This window comes from Bacillus sp. AR2-1 (genome assembly GCF_008368755.1).
GTDB classification, from domain to species: domain Bacteria; phylum Bacillota; class Bacilli; order Bacillales; family Bacillaceae_G; genus Bacillus_A; species Bacillus_A wiedmannii.
This window is the reverse complement of the sequence record NZ_QORY01000008.1, coordinates 433,729-454,126: the sequence shown is the minus strand read 5'-3', so window position 1 is coordinate 454,126 and position 20,398 is coordinate 433,729. Positions and strand designations below refer to the sequence as shown.

Genomic DNA, 20,398 nt, shown 5'->3' with positions numbered 1-20,398 from the left:
AATCATAATTAACTAAAGGTGAACAAATCCCACTGATTACAGTTTCACTTTACCTTTCTCAATTCCATGAACATAGTTTACAATTTCATTACTCTTTAACAAACAAATGCAACCTCTACTTTCAATATGTATATACTACCTATTAATATGTTTCTACTCTTAGTTTAGCAAATCCTCAAAAAAATAATAAAAGAAATATACTATCTTCTTCATAAAAATAAAGAAATGAGTTATAATATTATTGTAAATATTTTTACTTTTCTGCATTCAACGAGACAAGAAAAGGATGTGATGTTATGGGATTCCCAAAAGTTGAGCGCTTGCTCATCAATTATAAAACATTAGACGAATTTAAAAAATTTAAAGGTTGCGGAGCTCAAGAACTATCCATGTTAGAAGAATTACAGGCAAACATTATTGAAAACGATAGTGAATCTCCATTTTACGGTATTTATTATGGCGGATCACTAATTGCACGTATGAGTCTATATATGAAAAGGAACGGCGGAGAACCATTCGAAATTACAGGTACTTACCTAGAACTCTATAAACTTGAAGTGTTACCAACTTTCCAAAAACAAGGATTCGGAGAAATGCTTGTAAATTATGCGAAGGGGCTACAGTTCCCAATTAAAACGATCGCACGTATCCATTCAGCTGGTTTTTGGGATAAATTAAATTTCCAGCCTGTATCAGTACCTGATGGTGATTTTTATGTTTGGAACCCAGAAACAAATTTGAATACGGTTACAAACGAAGAGTCTGCATAAGAAATAAAAAAACAGCTACATAGCAGCTGTTTTTTTATTTCTTTAACTTTTCTAATTTCCCATTCGAACGAGCGCTATTTCTTTCCGCTACCATTACACTTCTTTTTTGATCGATATAATCAAGCAATGTTCTATACTCTTCCTCATATACTGATAATCGCTCCAAAAGACTCTCTCTCTCTGTTTGTAACGATTCAATTTGCTGTTGCAACACCATTAAAGAGTTTTCATCTTTATAATTTTGCAAGAAATCAATAACATCATTCAATGTAATTGACGTAGGCTCTACTACCTTTGTCTCTTTTACTTCATAATTTTCTACTTTACGTAGTTGCTTCGCTTCTTCAATACGTTCTTTGTATTGCTTTCTAACGTAAGAATTCCATCTAAAGCCACATGCTGCTGGTGTACGAGATAAATGTCTTCCCACTTCTTTAAAGGCAGATAATTGCGTTCCACCTTCTCGAATATGCCGGAGTACTACTTCTGCCAGAAGCAAATCTTCATCATCAGTCCAAGCATCTTGTCTTGTTGTCGCCATCTCTCTAGTCCTCCCTATGCATTTTTTATTAAGCATATGCAGTTACTAGAAAAGATAGAATACAACAAATAAAGAATAAGACAAAAAAAATAAACGCAGAAGATATCTTCTACGTTTATTTTCCCGCAATTACTTGCTGATTACTTCTTTACCTTTGTAAGTACCGCATGCTTTACATACACGGTGAGCTAATTTCGCTTCACCACAGCTTGGGCACTCTACCATACCAGGTACTGATAATTTGAAATGCGTACGACGCTTTCTTTTTACTGTTTTAGAAGTTCTTCTAAAAGGTACAGCCATTCTTCCCACCTCCTTAAAAGAAATAGTTATTTTCATATGAAGGCCTAAACCAGTCTTCCGATTATTTGTCAAAAAACTTTGCAAGTCCTGCTAATCGTGGATCAACAGTCTTTTCTTTGTTTTCTTCCGAAATCACTTGCCAGTCTTGACCTTGCATCGGTGCTCCACCAGAAACATCATCACTGAAAATTTGCATTGGAATCTCCAAAAGTATATTTTCCTTGATTACGGGCAGTAAGTCAAGTACTTCTCCTTCTAAACAATGAATTTCAGCTTCAGTTTCAAATTCTTCTTGTGAAGTTTGGAACACCTCAGTTGTTTTAATGTCAAATGGTAATGTCACATCTACTAAAGAGCGAGAACATGGTAAAACCATGCTTCCAGTTATATGTAGATGGAACGTAAACTTACCGGAGCCAAAATCAACTCTTCCTGTTACATGAGCAGGATTAATTTCACGAATATCTTTCTCGACCTCTTGTAGCTCACTTACATCTACCATCTCATCCAATGTCAATCCTTTATTTCTCAATTTATTCAATTGATGGATGGACCATTTCATATCATATCACCTCAAGGCAACAAACAAAATTATAGCTAGCCATTTTATATTTGTCAATGTTTTTTCTTTACACTATAATGAAGTCATCATAGTAAATAATATATAGAGTATCACGTTTTTGAAAAAGATGCTACATCGAAAGGAGAGATTACCATAAAAGCCAGTGGTATTGTTGTTGAATATAACCCTTTTCATAACGGTCATGATTATCATGTGCAACAAACAAAAAAGTTAACACACGCCGATATTACAATCGCTGTTATGAGTGGCCCTTTTTTACAGCGTGGTGAGCCAGCACTCATATCCAAATGGTATCGTACCAAAATGGCCTTATCATGCGGTGTAGACCTTGTTGTAGAGCTTCCATACGCCTTCTCAACACAAAAGGCTGAAACCTTTGCAAATGGCGCTATTTCTATTTTAAACGCCCTGCGTGTTTCTGAAATTTGTTTCGGTAGTGAAGATGGGCAGATTGAAAATTTTCATAACACCATCTCTGTGCAAAAAAATGAAGAAGATACTTTTAATCGTCTTGTAAAGCAATTTATGAATGCAGGTAACAGTTACGCAAAAGCTACATCTGAAGCCTTCCTACACATTTTACCATCCGAAAAAAACATAGACATGTCACAACCGAATAACATATTAGGATTCCAATACATGAAATCAATTTTCTTACAAAATAGTTCTATGCAAGCACAAACGATAAAAAGATTCGCATCTCATTATCATGATGAAACATTTAGCGACCAACATATTGCAAGCGCAACTAGTATTCGTAAAAAACTTTTTAGCGAAAATAGTTCTTTTACAGAAATTGAGCCTTTTATCCCAAAAGCGACTGCTTCTCTTTTAGCAAGTTACAAACAAAACTACGGGATATTACATAATTGGGAACAATACTTTTCATTTTTCAAATACAAACTCATGACGATGTCTCCAGAAGACTTACGACATATATATGAAATAGAAGAAGGTTTAGAGCATCGTATTTTATCAAAAATACAAAACAGTTCCTCCTTCCATTCATTCATGGAAGCATTAAAAACGAAGCGTTATACATGGACTAGATTACAAAGAGCTTGTACACACATTTTAACAAATACAACAAAACAAGAAATACATAGCGCAAATATAGAGCAGCATGCACCGTACATTCGTCTACTAGGCATGTCACAAAAAGGACAAACTTACCTTTCAAAAAACAAGAAAAAAATAGAGCTTCCCATCCTTACCCATACAAAAACATTTGACCATCCTACTTTACATATAGAGCGAAAAGCCAATTCTGTATATTTCTCCATCATGCAAGAACCATTACGAACACAACTACTAAAACAAGATGCAACACACCATCCAATTCGTTATGATGAAACAACTGCAAAATTTCTATAAAAAACCTCTCTTTTTCAGAGAGGTTTATTTTTTCTCGCCCATTTTTTCCAAATACAGCAATGCATCATCCAGCGTATCAACTGGTACAACTTTCATTTTTGTTTTAATATCTTTCGCAGCCTCAAGCGCATCTTTATAATTCGATTTCTCCGCACCTTTTTCATTTGGCGCAAAGAACACTTCAGCACCAGCATCACTTGCAGCAACCACTTTTTGCTGAATACCACCAATCGGACCAATTTCTCCCTTTTCATTTATCGTCCCTGTTCCAGCTATTTCATGCCCTCTTGTTAAATCATCTTCCACAAGTTGATTATATATTTCTAATGTAAACATTAGGCCTGCCGATGGTCCGCCTATTTCATGAGAATCAATTTTCACTTTCGGATCTACCATTAATTCTCTTTCAGTAACGATAGAAACCCCTATACCAACACGCCCATTTCCATTCGGAATGGTCTTTACATTTAAATTTTCTTTTAACTGTTTTCCATTTCTCTTGTACTCAATATTTACTGCTTCCCCTTCTTTTTTCCCTGTCATATATTCAATAAATTGCTCCGTCTTTTCAAATGTTTTTCCGTCGACAGCTATGATGACATCTCCAAGCTTAAGCTTTCCTTCTGACGGCATCCCTTTCGCTACTCCTGCAACCAATACACCTTTATTTTCAAAAGAAACAGTACGGTTTGCACGTTTATACGCATTATAGATTGCTGCATTTTGCGAATCTTTCATCGCATAATTTTGGCGAAATTGATATTCTTCATCACTCTCACCTTTTTGCAATATTTCTTCCGCTTTCGAAATATGTGTATATTTATTAAACTGTGCCGCTATTAAATTCACCACATTTGCTGGTCCCATTGAAACCGTAACAAGCATAAAATCACCGGATTCTTTCGTTCCACCCTCAACTTGAACGTAAGGCTCTAATTTGGCCGCCATTCCTGGTTTTGTTACATAATACGGTAAACGTACGTAAACAAGTAACATCGCCAATATAACCCCTATTAAAATTGCATATATAAACCGAAAACGCTTAAACATTATGTTTCTCCTTCCACTGCTCAATTAATAAATAAATATTTGCAACATGTTTTTCCGCCTCTACTTCTCCAACTCGAATAATGTCTTCAATGTTTGTAAAAGCACGTGAACTAAATTGTTCTACAGCTGGTCGCATCATTAAATCCGATGCAATTTGTCGATTCATCACCAGCTCATGTTGCATAATTTCAATACTCTGCATAATTACATCATAAATAGACGTAACCTCTCCATTCACTTTAATCGGCGATACATCAACAGCAATAACAATATCGGCACCTAACTCTTTCACAACCGATACTGGAATGCGATCAATCACTCCGCCATCCACCAATAATCGTCCATCTATCTTTTCTGGTACAAACACTCCAGGTACAGATATGCTAGCTCTCACAGCCTCTGCAACAGGACCACTTGTAAAAACTACTTTTTCCCCCTTCAAGATGTCAGTAGCCACAACAGCCGTCGGGATATCTAACTCTTCTAAATTTTTATTATATGTAAACATTTTAATCATATCTTTGACACGTTTTCCAGCAATAAATCCCATTTTCGGAACTGTAAAATCTAAATAATATTTCCTCTTAAAAACATTTGCCAGTTTATACAACCTTTCAACGTTTGAGCTAGCTGCATAAAACGTACCTACTAAAGCCCCCATACTACTTCCTGCAATCATATGAATCGGTATACCATTTTCTCTTAAAACTTTTATAACACCAATATGCGCAAACCCTTTTGCGCCCCCAGATCCAAGAGCTAAACCAATTTTCGGTTCTTTCATTTTTCTCACCCTTTAATTTTTTTCATTCCTTTTTCATACTTATGGTCTAAATGCACTACGTATCCACGTATACTGAAATGAACGTTTTTTGGGACAAAGGGGGATTTACTTACATGTATGAAAAATGGAAAACGGCTTTTCTTACCCTATCAACACTATTTTTAACCTTTTCTCTTGTACTTCACCCCCAAGCTGCTTTGCAAGCTTCCATTCGAGGGTTAAATATATGGTGGGAAGTTGTATTCCCTTCACTTTTACCGTTTTTCATCATTGCGGAACTTCTAATTAGTATTGGTGTTGTAAAATTTATAGGTGTTATATTAGAACCACTCATGCGACCACTTTTTCGCGTTCCAGGGATAGGCGGATTTGTTTGGGCAATGGGAATGGCTTCTGGATTCCCTGCTGGCGCCAAATTAAGCGCTAGACTACGTAAAAGTAATCAGCTAACACAAATCGAAGCAGAACGCCTCGTATCTTTTACAAACTCATCTAATCCACTTTTTATTTTTGGAGCTGTTTCTATCGGTTTTTTCAATAATCCGAAATTAGGAATCGTATTAGCTGCTGCACATTATTTAAGTAACTTTGCCGTCGGGTTATTGATGCGTTTTTACGGCAATAACAATATTTCCACGAAGGATCAACATCCTACTAAAAAACGTCCTTTTCAAAACCCTTTTTCAGTCCTACACGAGACGCGCATGCAAGAAAAAAGACCATTAGGAAAATTACTTGGGGACGCTATCGTTTCTTCTATTCAAACGTTACTTATGATTGGTGGATTTATTATTTTATTCTCTGTTTTAAATAAAATGATTACTGTATTTCATATTACAGCAGCACTTTCTTTTATTATGCAACATATTTTATCATTCTTCCAACTAACTACAGAATTTAGTATTCCAATCTTATCAGGCATTTTTGAAATGACACTCGGTAGCCAAATGATTAGTCAAATAAATGAAACACCCCTCCTGCAGCAAGCTATGGTAACAAGCTTTATTTTAGCGTTTAGCGGCCTTTCTATTCAGGCACAAGTTGCTAGCATATTAGCTGAAACAGACATCCGATTTAAGCCCTATTTTTTCGCACGAATTATCCAAAGTATTCTGGCTCCTATTTTTACTTTTATATTTTGGAAACCATTTTATGAAAAAGTAAGCTCTTTTTCACCTATGCAAAAAGATATCCCCGTATTTTTATCGAATCATTCTTCTATACTGCAAGAAATTTGGACATCTTTTGTACACTATGGACCGATCTTTACTTTATTTTGTTTATATGTATATGTTATCTTATTATTTTTTCGTAGCAACAAAGAAAAACCCCGTTCACTTTAACGGGGTTTGAAACTTTTCTTTTAAAGCACGTTCTACAACAGGAGGTACAAGATCTACTACGCTTCCTCCATATCTCGCAACTTCTTTTACAATGCTCGAGCTTAAAAATGAATATTGGTTATTTGTCATAATAAAAAAGGTTTCAATATTTTCATCTAATTTTCGATTCATAGAAGTAATTTGCATCTCATATTCAAAATCAGAAACCGCTCGTAACCCACGCAAAATCGCGTTTGCATTACGCATTTTCGCATACTCCACTAGTAGTCCACTATGTGAATCTACTTTTACATTCGGGATATCCTTTGTTGCTTCTCGAATTAAATCTAAGCGCTCTTCAACTGAAAAGAACGGTTTTTTTGACGAGTTGTTTAAAACTACTACGTATACCTCATCAAATACTTTTGCTCCCCTTTTAATAATATCCAGATGCCCAAGGGTAATTGGATCAAAACTTCCCGAAGAAATAGCTATACTAGTCATTCCGTCCCCTCACCTTCATACTTATAAATCGATATTGCTGTAATCCCATAATTTTCAGCTCTTACTTTTACAAGACTCCCTATAGAATCAGGTAAAACCACATCATTACCATGCTCTGACATAATTAATCCATCTCTATGTAGCAATCCATGTTGATCCATCACACTAATTAAAGATACAATTTTTTGATCTTTATATGGAGGATCAATTAATATAAGATCGAATGATATTTCACGTTTTATAAGAGCCTTTACCGCACGTTCTGCATCATTTCGATATACTTCAGCTTGTTCCTGTATTCGACAACTTTCTAAATTTTGATGGATTACTTTTATCGCTTTATTATCTCGATCAACAAAAATTGCTTTATCAATCCCTCTACTTATAGCCTCGATTCCAAGACCACCACTACCGCCAAATAAATCAAGAGCGATACCACCATCAAAATAAGGACCTATCATATTAAAGATTGATTCTTTTACTTTATCTGTCGTTGGACGTGTTGTATTACCTGGCACCGCTTTTAGTGGATGCCCTTTACATTTTCCTGAAACTACTCTCATCTGTTGTCACTACCTTTATTTCAATCTATCGAGCAATTATAGAAAACCTTTCTCCATTCGGTAACCGCTACCAAACTATACTATTCCATGAAATTTTCCATTCATTTCTCAACGAACAATAGGAGAACTTTGGCTTAAAATAACCGCTCTGCATTTTTATGTATTCATCTCACCATGCGCTAACACGAACCCAATATGTATATTCGTTTCACTTTATCTTTTTTATCCTATCATAAAATAAAAAAAAGAAAAATAAAAAGCCAAACATAAAATTTAATTTCATGATGTATATCTTCATTTAGATTGGACATAAATAATTATAACAACATCACCTTCGATGTTGTTGCCAACCGCGGAGAAGACTTACGTTTCCCCATAAGTTCTTCCTCCGGTTTCTCCTCTCCCTTTGCCTTCTTACTAGTACATGCTAGTATAAGAAGGGCCCTGCTTTGCAGGGTTTTTTTTCTTTGTCTACTTTTCATTTAAAAAGTGAGATGGTACAGTAAGTAAAAGAAAGAGGAGGAAAAAATATGATTCAACGCTTTATAGAACTCGGAGAAGGCTACTCTGATTTATATGAATTACTTGAAATTGCCAAAGCAAATCAAGAACGTATAACACATATGTTACAATTTGAAACGATTAAAAATGAAAAAAAAGTGTGCTCACTTGTTGTAATATTAAAACCAACTACTACTGGTGATTTCCAACCATTATACATATGTCGTGAAGGCATTCCTGTACTTGAAAATAAAAAAAGTAAACGCGTCATTTTATTTGAAGAAACGGCAGAACAACTAGGAAGAAAAGTGACTACCTTTACGGTAAAACCATCCACAACTTTCCCAGAAAAAGAACTGTTTTTCAATCATTTAATTGGTATTTTACGAATGAATAATTTCATTCCTCCAATGAAATAAAGTGTTATTTCAAGTAAAAAAATCCCCTACTAAAATTAGCAGGGGATTTTTTCTATTAACTATAATCGTATTCTTTTGCCCGATCAGGACGTGAATTTTCAAATTCCGTTTTTAAATACGGGCGGTACGACTGTTCTATCTTCTTCACAAAAGGAAGTTTGTTCAACTTTTGCATCATATGCTCAATTTGTTCCATATCACAATATACTACTGCGTATTTTAAGCGTTTTGATATGTAATGTATGTTACCATATTTCCTTAAAATCTTGGCATGTTTCAATGAATGTAAATAAACAATCATACTTTGTCGTTGCCCGAACATAATCTTCTCCATCTTCTCCTTTTAAAAACATATATTTTATATTTTATGAAAACCAATCAGAAATTTATGACATTACAGGACAAACTCTGTATACGTTTTCTTCTATCTTCTAAAAAACGGGGTAATTTACCCCGTTTTACAGCCACAACCTCCGCCGGTACCACAACCGCCACCACAGCCACCAGCATCAAAAAATGGATTTCCTGTTGGAACTTTGATGGAAGAAGACACCTCAGAACCGATTGCTACACTAACTTCATCTAACAACTTTTGCAAAGCTGTTTCTACTCGTTTAAAAGCTGCAACCTTATCATGTAAGTCTACAGAACGCTTTAACTCCCTCATTTTCGTCGAAACGAAAGTATAATCAGGATGGTATTTACCGAAACGTTGCACTTCTTCATATCGTTCTTTCATCGCTGTAAATTGCTGAATTAACGTCTGAACTTCCATATCTTCATGCAATTCTTTATAACACTTACGATAGTCTTCTGCTATATCTGAACAGATAATCGCTTTTGCAAGCTGCTCTGCCTTATCTAATATCAATACGCTTTCCAGCGTCGCTACAATCATGAGAGACACCTCCGAGTATTCATCATACCACATTTAGAATAGAACTACTAATTGAAGTGTCTCACTAAACAGAAAGATATCACTCTAACTATTTTCCGTATAATCCCAGCACATACTTATACATTAATATGTTCCGCAATATTATATTTCAGAACATCCCATTTCCCACTATTTTCTTTCACATAACTAATACATGCATTTTTTAATGGTGTCTTAAACGAAATATCTTCCGGTGCAATTGCATGTAAAATTGCTTTTATCGCATGTGAATGAGCTACAATGATAATACGTTTGCCAGAATGGGTTTCTGCAACATCTTTTATAGCAGCAAAGCAACGGGTTACAATCTCTTCATCTTGCTCCATACCTTCTACTTTACCTTCTGCAATTAGCTCCCTAACAGTCGCAACCGGCTTCCCAGAAGCTTCACCAAAATTACGTTCAACAAATCGCTCATCTAATAAAATCGATTGCAATCCTGCAGCCCCTGCAATTTCCTTAGCTGTTTCGTGCGCTCTAATTAATGGGCTACTTATAATTACATCCCATGCTTCCGCTTGCAAAGCAACTGCACTTTGACTTGCTTGCTTCTTTCCCACTTCATTAAGTGGAATATCTTCACGTCCCTGAATAATCTCTTGAAAATTCCAATCAGTTTGTCCATGTCGTACTAAACAAATTTCCGTCATGCTCATGCTGCAACTCCTTTTTAAATAATCCGCTTCTATTGTATCAAAAGTTCTGCATGACGGACATAGTTTTCCCTTCCAATTATGTTGTATTTTGCTGCTTCATATACTGAAACATATCGATCATAATGGAGGCAACTGCCAATTGGTTTTGAAATTTCTCAACTTTATCTGGTATCGTTTTTTTGAAATGCTGCATAGCCGCTAACTCAAATGCCTCTTTTTCTTCAGGGTTTCGCGTTAGTTTTCTATACCAGTACGGTTGCTCCCTAATATAGCGAGATAAATCCTCATCAGCCTTTATAAACTCCATAATTTCTGCTCTCATCCGCTTTCCCCCTAATCCTTCTGAAAGAAAAATGGATTATTTTCGGAAGTACTTTCTTCTTGCCGCGCGGGCTTCCCTTGAAATTGTTGAAAAACTTGTTGCACACTACCAATAGCACTCGTCACATTAGCTAAATGGTGTTGCATCTGTTCCACATCTAGCTTTTTAAAGAAAGAAAGCATTTGTCCCATCACATCAGCAGTTTTTTCCTCTTCAGTTCGATTATCTTTTTCTTTTTCTTTTTCTTTTTCTTTTTCTTGTTTATTTTCTTTTACCGAAGAAAAAGCTGGCGCTCCATCAGGCCTAAAAGTTGCCCATATCGGATCTTCTTCACCAAGTAAGTACCATTCTTCATAAAACTGTTGCCAAGTTTTGTGACCACTTCTAACCTCATGAACCATTTTAGGGTGATGGTTTACAAACTCTTTAAACTGTTGAACCGATGGATGTAACGGTCCTTTTGTTGTTGGCATAATCCTCACCTCTTCATGTATATCTACTATATAGTAAGAAAAAAAAGGCACATGGTTCGCCTATTTTTAGACGATTCATGCACCTTTTTATCCTGCTATTTGCATACGGTAAGATTCCGACCTACACTTCAGTGAATACGAAGTACTTAAACGTGAGGTTTCCCCTACACAACTTAAAATTTCACTTTATTTTCGAATAAAGTTTTGTGTATAAAACTTATCGTATACCCCAACACCTAATCCTGTAAATTGTTCATTTAATACATTCTTTCTATGCCCTTCACTATTTAACCAACCTTGCACCGCCGCAATTCCATCACTATGTTGCGCCGCTATGTTCTCACCAGCAAGTTGAAACCCTACTTTCCCGCGCTGTAAACGATCTCCTAACGTACCTAGTGTAGGTGAATCGTGTGAAAAGTAATTATTATCCTTCATATCTTTACTATGCCCTATAGCCACCTCTGCTGTTTGTTGATCCCAAGCTAACAGCGGTAACTTATGGCGACTTCGAATAATATTTGTTAAATCAAAAATTTGTTGCATATTCCCATTCTCTATTTGTTTCATTTTATCTGGAGTCAATGGTTGTTCAGCTAGTAATTCACCCGAATAAACAAGCTGATACGGTCTTTGGCGTAATAACGTTTCATCATCCATATAACGAACACCAACAAGCTCATGTGTAAAATGATCAAAATATAATTGTGCCCAGCCATCTTCTACAGGTATTAATGGTTGTTCCATCACTTCCGTGTCAGATAACTCAAATTGATAACTATTTTTCCCTCTTTTTAACGAAATCTCATGCGAGAGTGGATTCTTTTTATACACTTCTTCATACTTTTCATTTATATAATAAGGCGGCACCTTAACCTGCTCACCAGCAACATACGCCGTTACAACTTTTCGTTCTGCAACTCCAAATTGAACATACTTAGTTAAATCTTGATTATATACCCACCATTCATATCCGTAAGCAGATGGCTCTATTCGAGATGGTTCGCCCCATTTTGCTAATAAATTTTCAGAGTCCCCACCAATCATATTTAAAACAGTATCGGAAGAGTCTTCATTTACTTGTTTTTTCTTTTTCACAATTTTATTTTCTTGCTTTGATTGAGATGGGGTTAATATATATTGTGAAACGAGTAATTTCCCGTATAAATCAACAGCTAAAATTAAAAATGTAATCATTACGATACGCAATAATTTCTTCAATCGATATACCTCCTGCACAAAACATAAAATTGAGATATACACAAATCCTTTTCTTTCCTTTTTTGTGTGTACCGTACTCTTTTCACTATATCATATTTTCGCAAAAAAAGTCTGGATTCTACCTTTTCTCTCAATATGAATTGCACTTTCTTATTATTCATACTATTATAAAAATAATGATGTAACATGAAAAGAGGAGGTATTATATGCAATTTACAAATACGAAATTTAATGGGGCAGTCGTTGATTTAACACTATTAACAGAGATTATGGAAAAGAACCATTTTGTACTTGCTGGACAGTGGGATTATGAACGAGTTACATACGATTATAAATTTGAAATATTAAATGATATTTATTATTTGCGCGTACAAGGTTTGGCTGTTGAAGGTGATGTTGGTAGCAGACACGCTGAAATAAAGCTACTTCCTCCCTTATTAGGAAAACATTATTATCCTCACGGCGTTGAATATGGTGATGGTGAAACTTTCCCAACGAATGTACTTCAAAAAAGCGAACAACTCCTACAAAATATCGAAAAAGAGTTAAAAGAGTTCCAAATCATTGAGTAAATAGAAAAAGCGCATCATATTGATGCGCTTTTTCTATTTATCTTACTTAAGAATGAATCGTCTTTTTGACTGGATACCCATAAATAGTTCCATCCTTTACTTTAATCTCATCTTCCCAAGGAACCTTATATTTACCTTCAGCTAAATCTTTTACAAACGTATACGGGTTTTCTTTCACCCCTCCAGGAGTCGCTACATATCCCCTTGAACCTAAATTATATATATTATTTTCGAGACCCCATCCTAATCTAGCCTGATCTGCTAGCTCTGGATATACTTCGGCAGTAACAATCTCCCAAGGATTTCGGTGTCCCTGCACTAAAGTAGTCCCATCAAAATTACAAACTTGTCCTTCACCAAAGTAATAAAATACCCCATCATAACCCGCTAAGTTCACTGACAATGTATACATTAAGTTTTGCCATGCATTCGAACGATTAGTTAACATCCATTGTTCACTAACTTGTGTGCTATATCCAGAAATACGAATCAAGACATTTGCACCTTTATAAGCTGCTTCACGAGCTACTTCAGGAAACATACCATCATGACAAATACAAACAGCTAATTTACTTCCTCCAGGTCCATCACAAACAGGTAAGCCTAAATCTCCAGCTTTCCAAGGTTCGACTGGCACCCAAGGATTTAGCTTACGATACTTCAAAATCATTTCACCTTGTGGATCAATAATTATTGCTGTATTATACGGTTCTCCACCATCAGGGTTTCTTTCCATTATAGAAAAAACACCATATACCTCAGACTCTTTACATGCCTCAGCAAACAAGTCTGTTTCTGGCCCAGGAACTGTACATAAAAACTCTTCTGTAGTCCATTTTTTTGTATTAAGCCCTTGTGTACTATATTCTGGAAATACTATCAATTCCAATCCAGGATACCCTGATTTAGTTGAATGAATTGTTTTTATGATCTGTTTAATTTGTTTATCAATGTCTGCACGTGACTCTACTACCGGTACTGGATATTGTATTAATGCTGTTAAAAAACCACTAATTGGCTTTACCATACTTCCACTACTACCCATTTAAATTCCCCCTTAAAATAGTTCTTGTTTATTAAAGATAACAATATAAATTTGTAACTCTCTAAAAAACTTGCACTACACATGGAATCATTACGTATTAAAGCTAGTAGTAAATCTTATATCCACTTTTAGTACATGCCTACACTAACTTAACATGAATAAATTGAAAATTCAATCTTTTATAGTTTACTAAAACTATAAAAGTGTATGGAAACCCATACACTTTTTTACTTAGTCTGTAAATATGGCGGTAATTGTTGCAACTGCTCTTTATCTTTTTCACGCTCTCTACGTGCCCACCTAAAAAATACATAACCAATAATCGTACCGTACACTATTTCCTGGACAATTTTCATAATGATGCCACCTGTTTGTTGATCTTGTACGACTGGCATCCAGTGTAAAAATTCTGGTCCAGTTATATTTAAATCCGATAAAGTTCCCGCTGGTACACATAGTTCCATCGCCTTCATCCAAGCAGCCGGATCCGTATACGTTGCAAATAATGGCGCCGTCGCAAAAATGATTAACGCGCAAGCTGGCGTTAATAATATACCGTTAGCAAACATATAACCCAGTTTCTTTATATCACTTAACGTTTGATATTCTGGTAATGGATTTAGCATCGGCCACCACATCATGATTGCCGTAAAGAACAATATAGCGAGACAAATAGGATGAGCAATTTGACTTTGTTTTACTGTATCAAAAACAACTGGTAAATGATAAAAAGAAAACAGGCCATTAAATACAAACAATGCAATAAGTGGCTTAGCAAATATCTTCAATATAATTTGAACGAACTTAAAAGAAGTAATATAACGATATAACCAAACTGGTATACCAAGCAACAATAACGGTGGAACTGCAATATACATAACTGCCATTTCAAACATATGTGCACTAAATATAATATGACCGATTAAATCAATAGGCCCTCCCTTTACAAAATACAAAAGAACAATCCCGGTCGTAAAATAAAAAACTTGCTTCTTACTTACCTTTTTCGCATGTTCAAATCGCATTCTATATGGCCCAATAATTAAAAAGTACCCGATAAGGATCGAAAGCATAAATAGTAAAAAGATTGGACTCCATAGAGCTTGAAAACCAAATATCCACAAGTTACTCATTGTCACACCTACCTTCTTAAGGTTATCCTTTCACATAACATGAAGAGGGAGCTGTGACGACACAAGCTCCCTTATTCTTCACTTTTCAAATCCACACAATTGTCATAAAAGCTAAAATTGTAATTAACCCGATCAACAGACCAGAATAAAGAAAGAAACTTGCCGCTTCATGTCCTTTATGACTCATATGCATAAAATAATACAATTGAAAAATTACTTGTACCACTGCTAATAGTAAAATAAATGGTACTGAGAAAGTCGGACTAAAAGTTTTCGGATATGCGACTGCTGCAAATGCAACTAATGTTAAAAAAATCATTAATGCAAATGTAATAACTTGATGCTTCATTTCCTCCGCACTTTTTCTCTTCCGATAAACAAGATCAACTTTAGGATTATTCATTTGCTTTATCGCCATTGTTTATCCCACCATTCCCATCAAATATACTACAGTGAAAATAAACACCCAAACTACGTCAATAAAGTGCCAATAAATCGATGCAACATAAAACTTCGGTGCATTGTATAAATTTAGACCTCTCTTCGCATTTCTAAAGATTAATGTTAAAATCCAACATAATCCAAACAATACGTGGAGACCATGTGTACCAACAAGAGCATAAAACGCGGAACCAAATGCACTACTTCTCATAGTATGCTTAAATTCATGCGTATAATGATAAAACTCATATATCTCAAATGCTAAAAACCCTAAACCTAGCAACACTGTTACTAATAGCCAAAGTTGCATTTTCTTAAAGTTAAAGTTTTTCATATGATACATCGCATATACGCTCGTTAAGCTACTCGTTAATAAAAGCATCGTCATAATGAAAACGAGTGGCATCTGGAACATCTCTTGAGATGTTGGTCCACCATTTGTAGAATTCTTTAACGCTAAATATGTGCCAAACAAGGAAGCGAACAATACTGTTTCGCCTCCAAGAAATAACCAAAAACCGACGAACTTATTTTTTCCCTCAAGGGTTGCTTTTTCAGGCTCTGCTGGAAATGTTTCATTCGTTAATTTTTCATCTACATGCATTATGCCTTGCCCCCCTTATCTTCTAAATCTTCCTTATGAATATGATATCCATGATCATCGATTACTGAACGTAGGAACATTGTACCAAATGTAATGATTAAACCGATAATTGCTACTAATAACCAAAACTTATCTTTTCCACCCTGCATATACATTGCACCGAATGCCGCTATAAACAATCCTAAAGAAATGATAAATGGTGAAAACGATGGATTTGGCATATGAATATCACCAATTGGTTCCGCCGCTGTCATCTCTTTATTCCCTTCACGTTTTTCAATCCAAAACGGATCTAACCCGCGAACAAATGGTAATTGTTTAAAGTTATATTCTGGTGTTGGTGCTGGCATTGTCCATTCTAATGTACGTGCATCCCATGGATCACGACCAGCCTTTTCTTTTGAAACTGTCGTTTTAATTACATTGAATAGAAGAACAATCGTTCCAAGAGCCATAAATACCGCTCCAATAGAACTAATCATATTCCCCATTTCCAACCCTTGGCCTTCAAGATATGTGTAGTAACGACGTGGCATACCAATTAAACCAAGGAAATGCTGTATGAAGAACGTTAAATGGAAACCGATAAAGAATAGCCAAAATGTTATCTTTCCTAACGTTTCATTCAATACTTTATTAAACATCAGTGGCCAATAATAATGAGCTCCTGCAAGTAAACCAAATACAACACCGCCGACAATTACATAATGAAAGTGAGCTACTACGAAATAGTTATCATGAAATTGATAATCCGCTGGTGCAGATGCTAGCATAACACCTGTAACTCCACCCATTACGAATGATGGAATGAAAGCTACTGCCCACATCATCGGTGTCGTAAAACGAATACTTCCTCCCCACATCGTAAAGAGCCAGTTGAATATTTTAATACCGGTCGGTACTGCAATCGCCATTGTTGCAACTGAGAAAATAGCATTTGCAACTGGACCAAGTCCAACAGTAAACATATGATGCGCCCATACCATAAATCCTAAGAATCCAATTAATACTGTCGCGAACACCATCGACGAATAACCAAATAATCGTTTTTTCGAAAATGTCGCGAAGATTTCTGAGAATATTCCGAAAGCTGGGAGTATAAGAATGTATACTTCTGGATGACCGAAAATCCAGAATAAATGCTCCCATATAATCGTATTCCCGCCCAATGCTGGATTAAAGAAACTTGTTCCAAATAAACGATCTAACATTAAAAGTCCTAATCCTACAGTTAACGGCGGAAAAGCGAATAATATTAGAGAAGATGTTACAAATGTCGTCCATGTAAACATCGGCATACGCATATACGTCATTCCTGGCGCACGCATATTAATAATGGTTACAAGGAAGTTAATACCTCCAATTAATGTACCAATACCGGAGATTTGCAAGCCGAGTACATAAAAATCAACACCATGGCCTTTAGAGGCTAAAGCTAAAGATGCATAAGATGTCCAGCCTGCATCAGGTGCTCCACCTAAAAACCAACTTAAATTTAAAAATACTCCACCAAAGAAAAACAACCAAAATCCGAGTGAATTCAAAAACGGGAACGCTACATCACGTGCACCAATTTGAAGTGGTACAGCGGCGTTCATAAATGCAAACACGAGTGGCATAGCTGCGAGGAAAATCATTGTTGTACCGTGCATCGTTAATACTTGATTATAAGCATCCCCAACAAGAAAAGCGTTGTTAGGAATCGCTAATTGAAGGCGAATAAATAGAGCTTCTATTCCGCCTATTATAAAAAACAATCCACCTGCAATTAAATAGAGAATGGCAATCTTTTTATGGTCTACTGTCGTTAAATAATCCCATATGACAGCACCCATCCCCTGTTTTTTTGCTACAGAACTCACGTTTTCAACCTCCCCTTCGCGAATAATCCCTCTTTACTTTTCAACTTTTAACGTTTGTAAGTATGCATTTAATGCATTAATTTGATCATCCGTTAAGTTGCCATATTTACCAGTCATTTTATTTCCTGGTTTCATATTTTCAGGATCTTTCAGCCATTTTTTTAAGTTTTCTTCATTGTTTTCGGCAATACCGGCAACCATATCGCGATCCGCAAAGTTTGCTAAGTTTGGTGCGATACGAGCGGAAGGTGGTCTACTATCATTAGATCCAACTGCGTGACAACCAATACAGCTTTTATTAAATATTTCTTGGCCCTCTTGCGCCTTTGTTGAAGCTACTTCTTTCTTCCCATCAATCTTCTTCATATCAGCAAGCCACTTTTTGTACTCGCTTTCATCTAAAGCTTTCACTTTGAATTGCATTAAAGAATGTGATGGGCCGCAAAATTCTGTACAAAAACCATTATAAGTGCCCGATTTATCTGCCTTTAACCACATTTTGTTCACATTGTCTGTATTTGTATCCATTTTCCCAGCTAAAGATGGAACCCAAAACGAATGTTTAATATCGGCACCCTTCAAATTCAAATACACTTTCTTACCTGTGGGGATGACTAAATCTTGAGAAGTTACTATTTTTTCTGATTTATAAGAAAATTCCCACCAATAAAGATTCGCTGTTACATCAACAACGATAGTATCTTTATCAATATTCTTTTTCTCCATCGCACTTACATCAGCAAGTTTGAATGTATATGTAACCGTCGGAACAGCTAAGATTAACAAAAGAATAATCGGAATAACTGTCCAAATAATTTCTAGTTTGTGATTCCCTTCAACTTGCTCTGGAATATAATCTTCCTGGCCTTTCTTTTGTCGGAAACGCACAATTACATATAAGAAAATAATAGTAACTACTAGTACTACTCCTACCATAATCGCAGTTGCTAGTAAGAGCAAATCATATTGCATTTTTGCTACTTCTCCTTGCGGAATTAAAGTAGATTGAAAGGCTTTACCGCATCCCCCTAACAGTAAAGCCAGCAGTGAAACGAACGAAAGCAGTCGCCACTGTTTCTTCATACAAACAACCCCCACTTTCCTTGTGAATTAGATTGTACTTTATAGTTAAGTAAAGTAAATCTCAACGTAAAGAAATCCAATTATGTCGTTGTCTTAGAAGAATGTAACTACAATCATTGATACAAATAAGATTGTTAAATAATTTAGGGAATAAACAAACATTTGTACGGACCATTTGATGTCATCTTGCTTACGGAAGCCATAAAATCCTAAAACGATCCATCCGATGTTTAACAATGTTGCAATTACCATAAATGTTATCCCTAGTCCACTCATATAAAATGGTAGTGGTAATAAACATACTGTCCAAATCATAATTTGGCGTTTCGTAATTTCAAATCCATGAACTACAGGAAGCATTGGAATTCCTGCATTTCGATATTCATCAACACGTTTCATCGCTAATGCGAGGAAATGTGGGATTTGCCAAATAAACATAATTAAAAATAACATCCAAGCAATTGGATGGCCTAAAGATGGATCGATTGCTGCCCATCCAATTAAAGGTGGAACTGCTCCAGATATACTACCTACAACAGTATTTAGTGTATACTTTCTCTTTGTCCATAACGTATATAAGACAACATATGTGAAAGCACCAATAAATCCCATTAATACTGCCATTGGTGTTGTTAATAATAAAAATACAAATCCAAGAAGTAATATAACTAGTCCAAATGTAAGTGCAAATCCCGGTTTATACTTCCCAGTAACTGTTGGACGGGTTTTTGTTCTTTCCATTAACGGGTCGATGTCTCGATCAATGTAGTTATTTAAACAACATACCCCTGCCATAATTAATCCAGAACCAACGATTGTAAAGAATAACTTATCCAGATTGTCCATCACACTTAATCCATTAAAATGTAATGCCAACCAAAATCCTGTAAATACAGTAAGTGTATTTGAGTTTACAATCCCCATTTTAACGAGCGCTGATAAATCTTGTAGCCGAGTTGTTTCCGGTACACTTGTAACAGCTGACTCATCATGCAGCTCACTTGTTGCATGGCTCATCACTTTAACCCCCTCTTAAAACTTTCATCTTTCTTTTTGCGCCTATTTCGAATGAAATATTTCGCTTCTATATAGCAATATTATTACAGTAGAAATATTGTTAATCCATTCTACTACTAATCTACGCCCATACTCCAATATATTAAATCATATTTCCCGAACATTTTGTGAAGAAAACATGAACTTTTTGTGTCGAATATAAAAACTTAATTCTTACTTGTCCTTATCATAACATGATGTTACCTTCTATAATAAACTTTTTTGTCATATTTAACACGTATTCTCCCCATATCTTTTCAAAATAGCCTGTTTTTCACC

General features: G+C 35.6%; 25 protein-coding genes. 5 read left to right on the top strand and 20 right to left on the bottom strand.

The annotated features are described in order from the left end of the window. Positions 1-296: 296 nt before the first annotated feature. A complete protein-coding gene (locus DT250_RS12190) occupies positions 297-770 on the top strand; it encodes an N-acetyltransferase (protein WP_000506704.1) in 474 nt (157 codons plus the stop codon). 34 nt (positions 771-804) lie between these two features. On the opposite strand, the gene DT250_RS12185 is transcribed toward DT250_RS12190, so the two are convergent. The 3 genes from DT250_RS12185 to DT250_RS12175 form a co-directional block, all read right to left on the bottom strand. Beyond that, positions 805-1,311: an RsfA family transcriptional regulator gene (locus DT250_RS12185; RefSeq protein ID WP_000246481.1), complete on the bottom strand. Its 507-nt coding sequence runs from the start codon at positions 1,309-1,311 to the stop codon at positions 805-807. A 129-nt stretch (positions 1,312-1,440) separates the two neighbouring features. Beyond that, entirely contained in the window at positions 1,441-1,614 is a 174-nt protein-coding gene (gene rpmF, locus DT250_RS12180) for a 50S ribosomal protein L32 (protein ID WP_001984764.1), read from the bottom strand. Between the two features lie 61 nt (positions 1,615-1,675). Further along, a complete protein-coding gene (locus tag DT250_RS12175) occupies positions 1,676-2,176 on the bottom strand; it encodes a YceD family protein (protein WP_000872150.1) in 501 nt (166 codons plus the stop codon). A 153-nt stretch (positions 2,177-2,329) separates the two neighbouring features. Here DT250_RS12175 and DT250_RS12170 point away from each other — a divergent pair, with 153 nt between their 5' ends. Next, positions 2,330-3,571 carry a nucleotidyltransferase gene (locus DT250_RS12170; protein WP_176546123.1) on the top strand — a complete coding sequence of 414 codons (1,242 nt, stop codon included), beginning with the start codon at positions 2,330-2,332 and terminating at the stop codon, positions 3,569-3,571. Positions 3,572-3,595: 24 nt separating this feature from the next. On the opposite strand, the gene DT250_RS12165 is transcribed toward DT250_RS12170, so the two are convergent. Continuing rightward, on the bottom strand, positions 3,596-4,621 hold the full coding sequence (locus tag DT250_RS12165; protein WP_000476311.1) for a SepM family pheromone-processing serine protease: 1,026 nt from the start codon (positions 4,619-4,621) through the stop codon (positions 3,596-3,598). Continuing rightward, positions 4,614-5,405, bottom strand: a complete 792-nt coding sequence (locus DT250_RS12160) for a patatin-like phospholipase family protein (protein ID WP_000662602.1) — start codon at positions 5,403-5,405, stop codon at positions 4,614-4,616. The genes DT250_RS12165 and DT250_RS12160 overlap by 8 nt, the downstream gene beginning before the upstream one ends. 113 nt (positions 5,406-5,518) lie before the next feature. On the opposite strand from DT250_RS12160, the gene ylbJ reads away from it, so the two are divergent. Next, positions 5,519-6,748, top strand: a complete 1,230-nt coding sequence (gene ylbJ / locus DT250_RS12155; protein WP_088064314.1) for a sporulation integral membrane protein YlbJ — start codon at positions 5,519-5,521, stop codon at positions 6,746-6,748. Here ylbJ and coaD read toward each other — a convergent pair. Together coaD and rsmD are read right to left on the bottom strand one after the other, a co-directional pair. Then, entirely contained in the window at positions 6,740-7,231 is a 492-nt protein-coding gene (gene coaD, locus DT250_RS12150) for a pantetheine-phosphate adenylyltransferase (protein WP_000200598.1), read from the bottom strand. The two genes, ylbJ and coaD, sit on opposite strands and share 9 nt — an antisense overlap. Beyond that, positions 7,228-7,794, bottom strand: coding sequence for a 16S rRNA (guanine(966)-N(2))-methyltransferase RsmD (gene rsmD, locus DT250_RS12145; protein ID WP_001266975.1), 567 nt, complete (start codon positions 7,792-7,794; stop codon positions 7,228-7,230). The genes coaD and rsmD overlap by 4 nt, the downstream gene beginning before the upstream one ends. A gap of 530 nt (positions 7,795-8,324) precedes the next feature. On the opposite strand from rsmD, the gene DT250_RS12140 reads away from it, so the two are divergent. After that, positions 8,325-8,714 carry a DUF7147 family protein gene (locus tag DT250_RS12140; RefSeq protein WP_000616012.1) on the top strand — a complete coding sequence of 130 codons (390 nt, stop codon included), beginning with the start codon at positions 8,325-8,327 and terminating at the stop codon, positions 8,712-8,714. Between the two features lie 55 nt (positions 8,715-8,769). Here DT250_RS12140 and DT250_RS12135 read toward each other — a convergent pair whose 3' ends face one another. The 6 genes from DT250_RS12135 to DT250_RS12110 form a co-directional block, all read right to left on the bottom strand. Further along, complete coding sequence (locus DT250_RS12135) at positions 8,770-9,036, bottom strand: YlbG family protein (RefSeq protein WP_002080814.1); 267 nt, start codon at positions 9,034-9,036, stop codon at positions 8,770-8,772. Between the two features lie 126 nt (positions 9,037-9,162). Next, on the bottom strand, positions 9,163-9,612 hold the full coding sequence (locus DT250_RS12130) for a YlbF/YmcA family competence regulator (protein ID WP_000634355.1): 450 nt from the start codon (positions 9,610-9,612) through the stop codon (positions 9,163-9,165). Between the two features lie 116 nt (positions 9,613-9,728). After that, positions 9,729-10,301 (bottom strand): histidine phosphatase family protein, encoded by a 573-nt coding sequence (locus tag DT250_RS12125; protein WP_033657734.1) that lies wholly within the window; start codon positions 10,299-10,301, stop codon positions 9,729-9,731. 82 nt (positions 10,302-10,383) lie between these two features. Further along, on the bottom strand, positions 10,384-10,629 hold the full coding sequence (locus tag DT250_RS12120; protein ID WP_001200991.1) for a YlbE-like family protein: 246 nt from the start codon (positions 10,627-10,629) through the stop codon (positions 10,384-10,386). An 11-nt stretch (positions 10,630-10,640) separates the two neighbouring features. Beyond that, positions 10,641-11,102 carry a YlbD family protein gene (ylbD, locus tag DT250_RS12115; protein WP_098115132.1) on the bottom strand — a complete coding sequence of 154 codons (462 nt, stop codon included), beginning with the start codon at positions 11,100-11,102 and terminating at the stop codon, positions 10,641-10,643. Positions 11,103-11,288: 186 nt separating this feature from the next. Continuing rightward, positions 11,289-12,323 carry a CAP domain-containing protein gene (locus tag DT250_RS12110; RefSeq protein WP_000735384.1) on the bottom strand — a complete coding sequence of 345 codons (1,035 nt, stop codon included), beginning with the start codon at positions 12,321-12,323 and terminating at the stop codon, positions 11,289-11,291. 206 nt (positions 12,324-12,529) lie between these two features. Here DT250_RS12110 and DT250_RS12105 point away from each other — a divergent pair, with 206 nt between their 5' ends. Then, positions 12,530-12,895, top strand: a complete 366-nt coding sequence (locus DT250_RS12105) for a YugN family protein (protein ID WP_001160938.1) — start codon at positions 12,530-12,532, stop codon at positions 12,893-12,895. A gap of 46 nt (positions 12,896-12,941) precedes the next feature. Here the strand turns inward: DT250_RS12105 and DT250_RS12100 are convergent, their stop codons facing one another. From DT250_RS12100 to ctaB, 7 genes are all read right to left on the bottom strand, one after another. Further along, positions 12,942-13,940, bottom strand: coding sequence for a formamidase (locus DT250_RS12100; protein WP_000535797.1), 999 nt, complete (start codon positions 13,938-13,940; stop codon positions 12,942-12,944). A 227-nt stretch (positions 13,941-14,167) separates the two neighbouring features. Then, on the bottom strand, positions 14,168-15,073 hold the full coding sequence (ctaG, locus tag DT250_RS12095) for a cytochrome c oxidase assembly factor CtaG (protein WP_000069010.1): 906 nt from the start codon (positions 15,071-15,073) through the stop codon (positions 14,168-14,170). A gap of 85 nt (positions 15,074-15,158) precedes the next feature. Next, a complete protein-coding gene (gene ctaF / locus DT250_RS12090) occupies positions 15,159-15,491 on the bottom strand; it encodes a cytochrome c oxidase subunit IVB (RefSeq protein ID WP_000985692.1) in 333 nt (110 codons plus the stop codon). Positions 15,492-15,494: 3 nt separating this feature from the next. After that, a complete protein-coding gene (gene ctaE / locus DT250_RS12085; protein ID WP_000557858.1) occupies positions 15,495-16,118 on the bottom strand; it encodes a cytochrome c oxidase subunit III in 624 nt (207 codons plus the stop codon). After that, entirely contained in the window at positions 16,118-17,953 is a 1,836-nt protein-coding gene (gene ctaD, locus DT250_RS12080; protein ID WP_170956742.1) for a cytochrome c oxidase subunit I, read from the bottom strand. The genes ctaE and ctaD overlap by 1 nt, the downstream gene beginning before the upstream one ends. A 60-nt stretch (positions 17,954-18,013) precedes the next feature. Continuing rightward, entirely contained in the window at positions 18,014-19,063 is a 1,050-nt protein-coding gene (gene coxB, locus DT250_RS12075; RefSeq protein WP_149213083.1) for a cytochrome c oxidase subunit II, read from the bottom strand. A 93-nt stretch (positions 19,064-19,156) separates the two neighbouring features. Then, a complete protein-coding gene (gene ctaB / locus DT250_RS12070; protein WP_000017546.1) occupies positions 19,157-20,080 on the bottom strand; it encodes a protoheme IX farnesyltransferase in 924 nt (307 codons plus the stop codon). Positions 20,081-20,398: the final 318 nt, after the last annotated feature.

What these genes read in the sequence shown, in the direction of transcription:
- DT250_RS12190 (WP_000506704.1), top strand. Translation starts at nt 297, where the DNA reads ATGGGATTCCCAAAAGTTGAGCGCTTGCTCATCAATTATAAAACATTA.
- DT250_RS12185 (WP_000246481.1), bottom strand. Translation starts at nt 1,311, where the DNA reads ATGGCGACAACAAGACAAGATGCTTGGACTGATGATGAAGATTTGCTT.
- rpmF (WP_001984764.1), bottom strand. Translation starts at nt 1,614, where the DNA reads ATGGCTGTACCTTTTAGAAGAACTTCTAAAACAGTAAAAAGAAAGCGT.
- DT250_RS12175 (WP_000872150.1), bottom strand. Translation starts at nt 2,176, where the DNA reads ATGAAATGGTCCATCCATCAATTGAATAAATTGAGAAATAAAGGATTG.
- DT250_RS12165 (WP_000476311.1), bottom strand. Translation starts at nt 4,621, where the DNA reads ATGTTTAAGCGTTTTCGGTTTATATATGCAATTTTAATAGGGGTTATA.
- DT250_RS12160 (WP_000662602.1), bottom strand. Translation starts at nt 5,405, where the DNA reads ATGAAAGAACCGAAAATTGGTTTAGCTCTTGGATCTGGGGGCGCAAAA.
- ylbJ (WP_088064314.1), top strand. Translation starts at nt 5,519, where the DNA reads ATGTATGAAAAATGGAAAACGGCTTTTCTTACCCTATCAACACTATTT.
- coaD (WP_000200598.1), bottom strand. Translation starts at nt 7,231, where the DNA reads ATGACTAGTATAGCTATTTCTTCGGGAAGTTTTGATCCAATTACCCTT.
- rsmD (WP_001266975.1), bottom strand. Translation starts at nt 7,794, where the DNA reads ATGAGAGTAGTTTCAGGAAAATGTAAAGGGCATCCACTAAAAGCGGTG.
- DT250_RS12140 (WP_000616012.1), top strand. Translation starts at nt 8,325, where the DNA reads ATGATTCAACGCTTTATAGAACTCGGAGAAGGCTACTCTGATTTATAT.
- DT250_RS12135 (WP_002080814.1), bottom strand. Translation starts at nt 9,036, where the DNA reads ATGTTCGGGCAACGACAAAGTATGATTGTTTATTTACATTCATTGAAA.
- DT250_RS12130 (WP_000634355.1), bottom strand. Translation starts at nt 9,612, where the DNA reads ATGATTGTAGCGACGCTGGAAAGCGTATTGATATTAGATAAGGCAGAG.
- DT250_RS12125 (WP_033657734.1), bottom strand. Translation starts at nt 10,301, where the DNA reads ATGACGGAAATTTGTTTAGTACGACATGGACAAACTGATTGGAATTTT.
- DT250_RS12120 (WP_001200991.1), bottom strand. Translation starts at nt 10,629, where the DNA reads ATGAGAGCAGAAATTATGGAGTTTATAAAGGCTGATGAGGATTTATCT.
- ylbD (WP_098115132.1), bottom strand. Translation starts at nt 11,102, where the DNA reads ATGCCAACAACAAAAGGACCGTTACATCCATCGGTTCAACAGTTTAAA.
- DT250_RS12105 (WP_001160938.1), top strand. Translation starts at nt 12,530, where the DNA reads ATGCAATTTACAAATACGAAATTTAATGGGGCAGTCGTTGATTTAACA.
- DT250_RS12100 (WP_000535797.1), bottom strand. Translation starts at nt 13,940, where the DNA reads ATGGGTAGTAGTGGAAGTATGGTAAAGCCAATTAGTGGTTTTTTAACA.
- ctaG (WP_000069010.1), bottom strand. Translation starts at nt 15,073, where the DNA reads ATGAGTAACTTGTGGATATTTGGTTTTCAAGCTCTATGGAGTCCAATC.
- ctaF (WP_000985692.1), bottom strand. Translation starts at nt 15,491, where the DNA reads ATGGCGATAAAGCAAATGAATAATCCTAAAGTTGATCTTGTTTATCGG.
- ctaE (WP_000557858.1), bottom strand. Translation starts at nt 16,118, where the DNA reads ATGCATGTAGATGAAAAATTAACGAATGAAACATTTCCAGCAGAGCCT.
- ctaD (WP_170956742.1), bottom strand. Translation starts at nt 17,953, where the DNA reads ATGGGTGCTGTCATATGGGATTATTTAACGACAGTAGACCATAAAAAG.
- coxB (WP_149213083.1), bottom strand. Translation starts at nt 19,063, where the DNA reads ATGAAGAAACAGTGGCGACTGCTTTCGTTCGTTTCACTGCTGGCTTTA.
- ctaB (WP_000017546.1), bottom strand. Translation starts at nt 20,080, where the DNA reads ATGAGCCATGCAACAAGTGAGCTGCATGATGAGTCAGCTGTTACAAGT.